The sequence below is a fragment of the Amycolatopsis sp. TRM77291 genome (assembly GCF_054166285.1).
This window is the reverse complement of record NZ_JBSZHF010000001.1, coordinates 7,510,880-7,517,160: the sequence shown is the minus strand read 5'-3', so window position 1 is coordinate 7,517,160 and position 6,281 is coordinate 7,510,880. Positions and strand designations below refer to the sequence as shown.

At 67.9% G+C, this 6,281-nt stretch carries 7 protein-coding genes; all 7 read right to left on the bottom strand.

Features of this window, described 5'->3' with window-relative positions:
• Positions 1-111 precede the first annotated feature (111 nt).
• Positions 112-852 carry an amino acid ABC transporter ATP-binding protein gene (locus tag ACXIZN_RS35115; protein ID WP_457959218.1) on the bottom strand — a complete coding sequence of 247 codons (741 nt, stop codon included), beginning with the start codon at positions 850-852 and terminating at the stop codon, positions 112-114.
• The gene (locus ACXIZN_RS35110) at positions 849-1,607 is read right to left on the bottom strand and encodes an amino acid ABC transporter permease (protein WP_457959217.1); all 759 of its coding nucleotides are present in this window, start codon (positions 1,605-1,607) and stop codon (positions 849-851) included. The genes ACXIZN_RS35115 and ACXIZN_RS35110 overlap by 4 nt, the downstream gene beginning before the upstream one ends.
• Positions 1,608-2,390 carry an ABC transporter substrate-binding protein gene (locus ACXIZN_RS35105; protein WP_457959215.1) on the bottom strand — a complete coding sequence of 261 codons (783 nt, stop codon included), beginning with the start codon at positions 2,388-2,390 and terminating at the stop codon, positions 1,608-1,610.
• Between the two features lie 8 nt (positions 2,391-2,398).
• Complete coding sequence (locus ACXIZN_RS35100) at positions 2,399-3,172, bottom strand: ABC transporter substrate-binding protein (RefSeq protein ID WP_457959214.1); 774 nt, start codon at positions 3,170-3,172, stop codon at positions 2,399-2,401.
• A gap of 5 nt (positions 3,173-3,177) precedes the next feature.
• Positions 3,178-4,005 (bottom strand): substrate-binding periplasmic protein, encoded by an 828-nt coding sequence (locus tag ACXIZN_RS35095; RefSeq protein WP_457959213.1) that lies wholly within the window; start codon positions 4,003-4,005, stop codon positions 3,178-3,180.
• 162 nt (positions 4,006-4,167) lie between these two features.
• Positions 4,168-5,598, bottom strand: a complete 1,431-nt coding sequence (gene purB / locus ACXIZN_RS35090; protein WP_457959212.1) for an adenylosuccinate lyase — start codon at positions 5,596-5,598, stop codon at positions 4,168-4,170.
• A gap of 89 nt (positions 5,599-5,687) precedes the next feature.
• The gene (locus ACXIZN_RS35085; RefSeq protein ID WP_457959211.1) at positions 5,688-6,281 is read right to left on the bottom strand and encodes a TetR/AcrR family transcriptional regulator; all 594 of its coding nucleotides are present in this window, start codon (positions 6,279-6,281) and stop codon (positions 5,688-5,690) included.

Genomic DNA, 6,281 nt, shown 5'->3' with positions numbered 1-6,281 from the left:
CATGTCGCGAAAGCCACTTTCGAGACCTCTGATGTCCCGAAAGTGGCTTTCGCGACACCGGCTCCAGGCCCCACAGACCCCACAGATCGGGCCCGGGGCAACGGCGGCGCCCTACAACACCTGAGATAGGAATCGCTGCAAACGCTCGCTCCGCGGAGCGTCGAAGATCGCCTCCGGAGCGCCCTGTTCGACGATCTTCCCGTCGTCCATGAACGCGACCTCGTCGGCGACGCCGCGCGCGAAACCCATCTCGTGGGTGACCACGAGCAGCGTCAGCCCGCGTTCGGCCAGCCCCGCCATCAGCGTGAGGACGCCCTTGACCAGCTCCGGGTCCAGCGCGCTGGTCGCCTCGTCGAACAGCATGACCTCGGGCTCCATGGCGAGCGCCCGCGCGATCGCGACCCGCTGCTGCTGCCCGCCCGAGAGCGCGCTCGGCCGGTACGGCGCCTTGTCGGCGAGGCCGACCTCGGCGAGGCGGGCGTGCGCGATGTCCGCCGCCTCCTCCTTGCCGAGTTTGCGCACACTGCGCAGGGGCAGGGTGATGTTGTCCAGCACGCTGCGGTGCCCGAACAGGTTGAAGTGCTGGAACACCATCCCGACCCGCTGGCGCAGCGCGTCCGGGTCCGACGAGATGACGCTCTCGCCACCCAGCAGCAGGTCGCCCGAATCGGGCTCCTGGAGACGGTTCACACAGCGCAGCAGCGTCGACTTACCGGAGCCGGACGGGCCGATGATGCAGGTCGTGCGCCCCTTCTCGACCTTGAGGTTCACGCCCTTCAGCACTTCGAGGGTGCCGAAGGAGACGTGGATGTCGCGGAGTTCGACGCTCGATGAACGTACGGCGGCGGTCATGGCATCGGCACCTTTCCGGTGTTCAGGAGTTCCGGCTCGCCGCCATCGTCGTCGACCCGGATCTTCTTGCCGGTGCGCAGCTTCTTGTCGATGAAGTTGACCAGATGCGTCAGCGGCACGGTGATCACCAGGTACACCACCCCCGCCGCGACCAGCGGCGACAGGTTCCCGGTGTTCGCCGCGAGGTCCTGCCCGATGCGGAACAGGTCGCGCTGCTCGGCGAGGAAGCCGAGGAAGTACACCAGGCTGGAGTCCTTGACAAGCGCGATGAACTGATTCACCAGCGCGGGCAGCACGCGCCGCACGCCCTGCGGGATGACGACCAGCGTCATCGCCTTGGTGTAGCTCATGCCCAGCGCGCGGCTGGCCTCCATCTGTCCTTTTTCGACACTCTGGATACCGGCGCGGAAGATCTCGCCGATGTAGGCGGCGGCGATCAGGCTCAGCGCGAGAATGCCCAGCGGGTACGGATTCCGGGACAGCGACGGGATGAGGATCCCGCCGCCCTGCCCGATCACCAGGATGGTCAGGATCGCGGGCAGACCGCGGAAGATGTCCGTGTACACCCGGGCGGGCCAGCGCAGCCACGCCTTGCTGGACAGGCCCATGGTGGCCAGCAGCATGCCGAGCACGGTGCCGATCAGCGCCGAGAACACCGACAGGATCAGCGTGTTCAGCAGGCCGGTCCCGAGGAGGTCCGGGAAGACCTCCCAGATGTACTCCCAGTTCAGGAAGGTGTTGAGGAAATCGTCCACTTACTTCTGCCCGGCCTTGAACTCCGCGGGCACCGGCGCGTTCGGCTCGAACCGCTGGTGCACCCTTTCCCATGTGCCGTCGGCGATGACCGCCTTGAGCCCGGCGTTGATCTTGCCGGCCAGCTCGGTGTTGCCCTTCTTGACCGCGAAGCCGTGCGGGATGGTCGTGGTGATCGCCTTGACCACCTTGAGCTTCGCGTCCGGGTTCTTCGCCGCGTAGTCCTCGGCGGTCGCCTGGTCGAAGATCGCGCCGTCGATCGCGCCCGATTTGAGCGCGGCGAGCGCGGTGGCGTCCTGCGGGAACCTGACGGCCTGCGCGGTGGGCGCGTTGGCCGCCAGCCAGCTGTCCGACACCGTGCCCTGCACGACCCCGACCCGCTTGCCAGCCAAGGAGTTCTCGTCGGTGATGCCGACGCCTTCGCGGGTCTCGATACCGAGCGACTGGTAGTTGTACGGCGCCGAGAAGTCGACGGTCTTGCGGCGTTCGTCGGTCTGCGAGATCCCCGAACTGCCGATGTCGAACTTGCCGTTCGCGACCTGGCTCAGCAGGGTCGAGAACTCCGTGGAGACGAACTCGAGTTTCAGGTTCTGGTGCGCGGCGATGGCCTTCAGCAGCTCGTTGTCGAACCCGGTGAACACGCCGTTTTCCTGATAGGCGTTGGGTTTCGAGTCGCTGAGCGTGCCGACGCGCAGCGTGTCGCCGCTCGCGCCATCACCGCCGCCGCACGCCGCCAGCACCGCCACGAGGGCGGCACCTACGACGGCGGCGAGTGACTTCTTCATCGTGATCCTCACGCCTTGAACTGATCGGGGACCGGGGCCGTCGGCAGGAACTTCTCGTGCAGCCTGACCCAGGTGCCGTCGGCGATGACCTGCTTCAGGCCCTCGTTGATCTTGGTGAGCAGCTCCGCGTTGCCCTTCTTCACCGCGAAGCCGTGGGGCACGTCGGTGGTGAAGGACTTGACGACCTTGAGCTTCGCGTCGGTGCTCTCCTTGACGTTCGTCTCGGCGATCGCCTGGTCGAGGATGTACGCGTCGACCGCGCCGCTCTTCAGCGCGGCCAGCGCCGGGGCGTACCCCGGGAAGCGCACGGCCTGCGCGTCGGGCACCGTCGAGGTGAGCCACTTGTCGCCGACGGTCGCCTGGATGACCGCGACCCGCTTGCCGGACAGGCCCTTCTCCTCGCTGATCGGCGAGCCGTCCTTGGTCTGGATGCTCATGACCTCGAAGTTGTACGGGCTGGAGAAGTCGACGTTCTTCTTGCGCTCGTCGGTCTGGGCGATGGCCGAGCTGCCGATGTCGAACTGGTTGTTCGCGACCTGGCCGAGCAGCGAGGAGAAGTCGGTCGAGGCGAACTCGAGCTTCAGGTTCTGCTTGGCGGCGATGGCCTTCAGCAGCTCGTTGTCGAAGCCAGTGTAGTTGCCGTTCTCGACGTAGATGTTCGGCGGCGCGTCGCTCAGCGTCCCGACGCGCAACGTCTTCTCGGTGGCGGACTCGCCGCCACCGCAGGCGGCGAGCACGGCGACGAGGCCGGCGGCCAGCGTGGCGAGGAAGGCTTTCTTCATGGTTTTCAGACCCCCGCGTTCTGGACGGGCAGGCCGGGGCCGCCCTGTTCGAGTTCCTTGGGCAGCGGCTCGGTCTTGAAGAACTGAGCGTGCAGGCGGGCGACGGTGCCGTCCGCCACGGCCTTCGCGAGGCCGTCGTTGAGCTTCTTCAGCAGTTCCTTGTTGTCCTTGCGGACGGCGAACGCGGACGGCGTGTCCTTGGTCTCGACGGTGTAGCCGAACTCCAGCTGCAGATCCGGGTTCTGGTCGATGTACTTCTGCCCGATGTCCTTCGGCACGACCCAGCCGTCGAGGCTGCCGCCCTTCAGCTGCGCGAAACCGGCGTTGTAGTCGGGGAAGCGGACGACGTTGGCGCCGGGCACCTTGCCGGTCGCGAAGTCGTCCTGCACCGACGCCTGCACGACGCCGAGCCGCTTGCCGTTGTAGGCACCGACGTCCTTGAGCCCCGCACCCTTCTTGGTGATGATCGAGGTGAACCCGGTGCTGTAGCCGTTGCTGAACGCGACGGTCTTCTTGCGGGCCTCGGTGGTGGAGATCGTGGAACTGCCGATGTCGAACTTGTTGGTGGCGACGGCGGCGAGCAGGCCGGCGAACTCGGTGCCGACGAACTCGACCTCGAAGCCTTCGCGCTTCGCGATGTCGCGCAGCAGTTCGTTGTCGTAGCCGGTGAAGGTGCCGTTCTCCAGGTAGATGGACGGCGGCGCGTCGGTCAGGGTGCCGACCCGCAGCTTCTGGCCGCTCGCGCCCGCGTCACCGGAGCCGCAGGCGGCGAGGGCGAGGGTGGCCGCTCCGGCCGTGACGACGGCGACGAATTTCGACAGCGTGGATCTCATCGCTTCTTCCGTGGGTTCGGCGCGCAAGGCGCGATACAAACACGCCAGGCCGCCTCATGGGCGGCCTGGCGCTCCGGGTTCAGCGATCGAGATTAGGCATTTCGCCCGATCGAGTAACTTCGTCTCACTCTGTGAACACCCCGTGGTGGGGCTGCTCACAGGTCAGAGGATCGGTGCCGGCGAGTAGTTCGCCGCTTCCGGGAAACGCTCCAGGATGCCCTCGACGCGGGACGCGATCGCGGCCACCTGACGCGGCGCGACACCGGTGAACGAGATCCGGTCGGCGAGGAGTTTGTCCAGCTCACCGCGGTCGAGCGGGATGCGCTCGTCGGCGGCGAGCCGGTCGAGGAGGTCGTTCTCCGCGAGCCCCTGCTCCCGCATCGCGAGCGCGACGCCGACGGCGTTCTCCTTGATCGCCTCGTGAGCGGTTTCACGCCCGACGCCCGCGCGGACCGAGGCCATGAGCACCTTGGTGGTCGCGAGGAACGGCAGATAGCGATCGAGCTCACGTCCGATGACCGCCGGGAAGGCGCCGAACTCGGCCAGCACCGTGAGGAAGGTCTCCAGCAGGCCGTCGAGCGCGAAGAACGCGTCGGGCAGCGCGACCCGGCGGACGACGGAGTCGGACACGTCGCCTTCGTTCCACTGGTCGCCGGCGAGCTCGCCGACCATCGACAGGTAGCCGCGCAGCACGACGGCGAGCCCGTTGACGCGCTCGCACGAGCGGGTGTTCATCTTGTGCGGCATGGCCGACGAGCCGACCTGGCCCGGCTTGAAGCCTTCGGTGACCAGTTCGTGGCCCGCCATCAGGCGGATCGTCTTCGCGAGGCTCGACGGGGCGGCCGCCAGCTGGACGACGGTGGACAGCACGTCGAAGTCGAGCGAACGCGGGTACACCTGGCCGACGCTGGTGAACACGTTCTCGAAGCCGAGGTGGGCCGCGACCCGCGACTCCAGTTCGTCCAAAGTGGACTCGTCGCCGAGCAGGTCGAGCATGTCCTGCGCGGTGCCGACCGGGCCCTTGATCCCGCGCAGCGGGTAGCGGCCGATGAGGTTTTCGAGCCGGTCGAACGCGACCAGCAGTTCGTCCGCGGCGGTGGCGAAGCGCTTGCCCAGCGTCGTGGCCTGCGCGGCGACGTTGTGCGAACGGCCCGCCATCACCGTGTCGGAGTGTTCGACCGCGATCGCGGCTAGCCGGGCGAGCACCGCGCCGACGCGGCTCCGCATCAGCTCCAGGGAACGGAGCACCTGCAGCTGCTCGACGTTCTCGGTGAGGTCCCGCGAGGTCATGCCCTTGTGGACGTGCTCGTGCCCGGCGAGCGCGTTGAACTCCTCGATCCGGGCCTTCACGTCGTGCCGGGTGACCCGCTCGCGCGCGGCGATCGAGTCGAGGTCGACCTGCTCCAGCACGCGTTCGTAGTCGGCGACGACACCTTCTCCCACCTCGACGCCGAGGTCGGCCTGCGCGCGGAGCACGGCGAGCCAGAGCTCGCGCTCAAGTACGACCTTGCGTTCCGGGGACCAGAGTTCGACCAGCTCAGGCGAGGCGTAGCGGCCGGCGAGCACGTTGGGGATGCGGGGCTTGTCCGTCACGCGGCCAGACTAACCCCCGCCGCGTTTCGTCCTCTGAATGCGGTAGTTGGCGTCACGAACCACCGCATCCAGAGGACTAAATGCGGGGGTCAGGCGAGGGCGGCCTGCAGCATCCGGGCGGCGGCGGCGCGCGGCTCCGGGTCGACCTCGATCAGCGCGTTGACGACGGCGCCGTCGACCAGGGCGACCAACCGCTCCAGTTCGGTGCTGCCCACAGGCGTGCCGGAGCGCGCGAAGATCTCGTGGAGCAGTTCGTACAGCTGCGCGGACAGCGTCCGCATCAGCGGCCGAAGGTACGGACGGCGGCCCGTCCCGACGAGGCGTTCGTAGCGAAGGAGGACCGCTTCGGCGTCTGCCTCACGATCCGGGCGAAGCGGGCCGAGGAGCATGTCGAGCACCAGGTCGACGGTGGCCTCGACACCGCGGTTGCGGGTCGCCAGCTCGTCGAGGCGTCGCCGCCCGGTCTCCAGCTCCACCTTCGCGTGATGCTCCACCGCGGCGGTGACCAGCTCTTCGAGCGAGTCGAAGTAGTACGTCGTCGAGGCCAGCGGCAGCCCCGCGCGTTCGGCGACCGCACGATGCCGCACGGCGTCGAAACCGCCCTCGGCCAGCAGCGACGCGGCGGCCTCGATGAGCTCGGCACGACGTCGCTCACCCTTCGGCGTGGTCGCTGCGGCGGTCAT

Excerpts from the sequence above, each read along its gene's own strand:
- ACXIZN_RS35115 (WP_457959218.1), bottom strand. The coding sequence starts at position 852 with ATGACCGCCGCCGTACGTTCATCGAGCGTCGAACTCCGCGACATCCAC.
- ACXIZN_RS35105 (WP_457959215.1), bottom strand. The coding sequence starts at position 2,390 with ATGAAGAAGTCACTCGCCGCCGTCGTAGGTGCCGCCCTCGTGGCGGTG.
- ACXIZN_RS35100 (WP_457959214.1), bottom strand. The coding sequence starts at position 3,172 with ATGAAGAAAGCCTTCCTCGCCACGCTGGCCGCCGGCCTCGTCGCCGTG.
- ACXIZN_RS35095 (WP_457959213.1), bottom strand. The coding sequence starts at position 4,005 with ATGAGATCCACGCTGTCGAAATTCGTCGCCGTCGTCACGGCCGGAGCG.
- ACXIZN_RS35085 (WP_457959211.1), bottom strand. The coding sequence starts at position 6,281 with ATGACCGCCGCAGCGACCACGCCGAAGGGTGAGCGACGTCGTGCCGAG.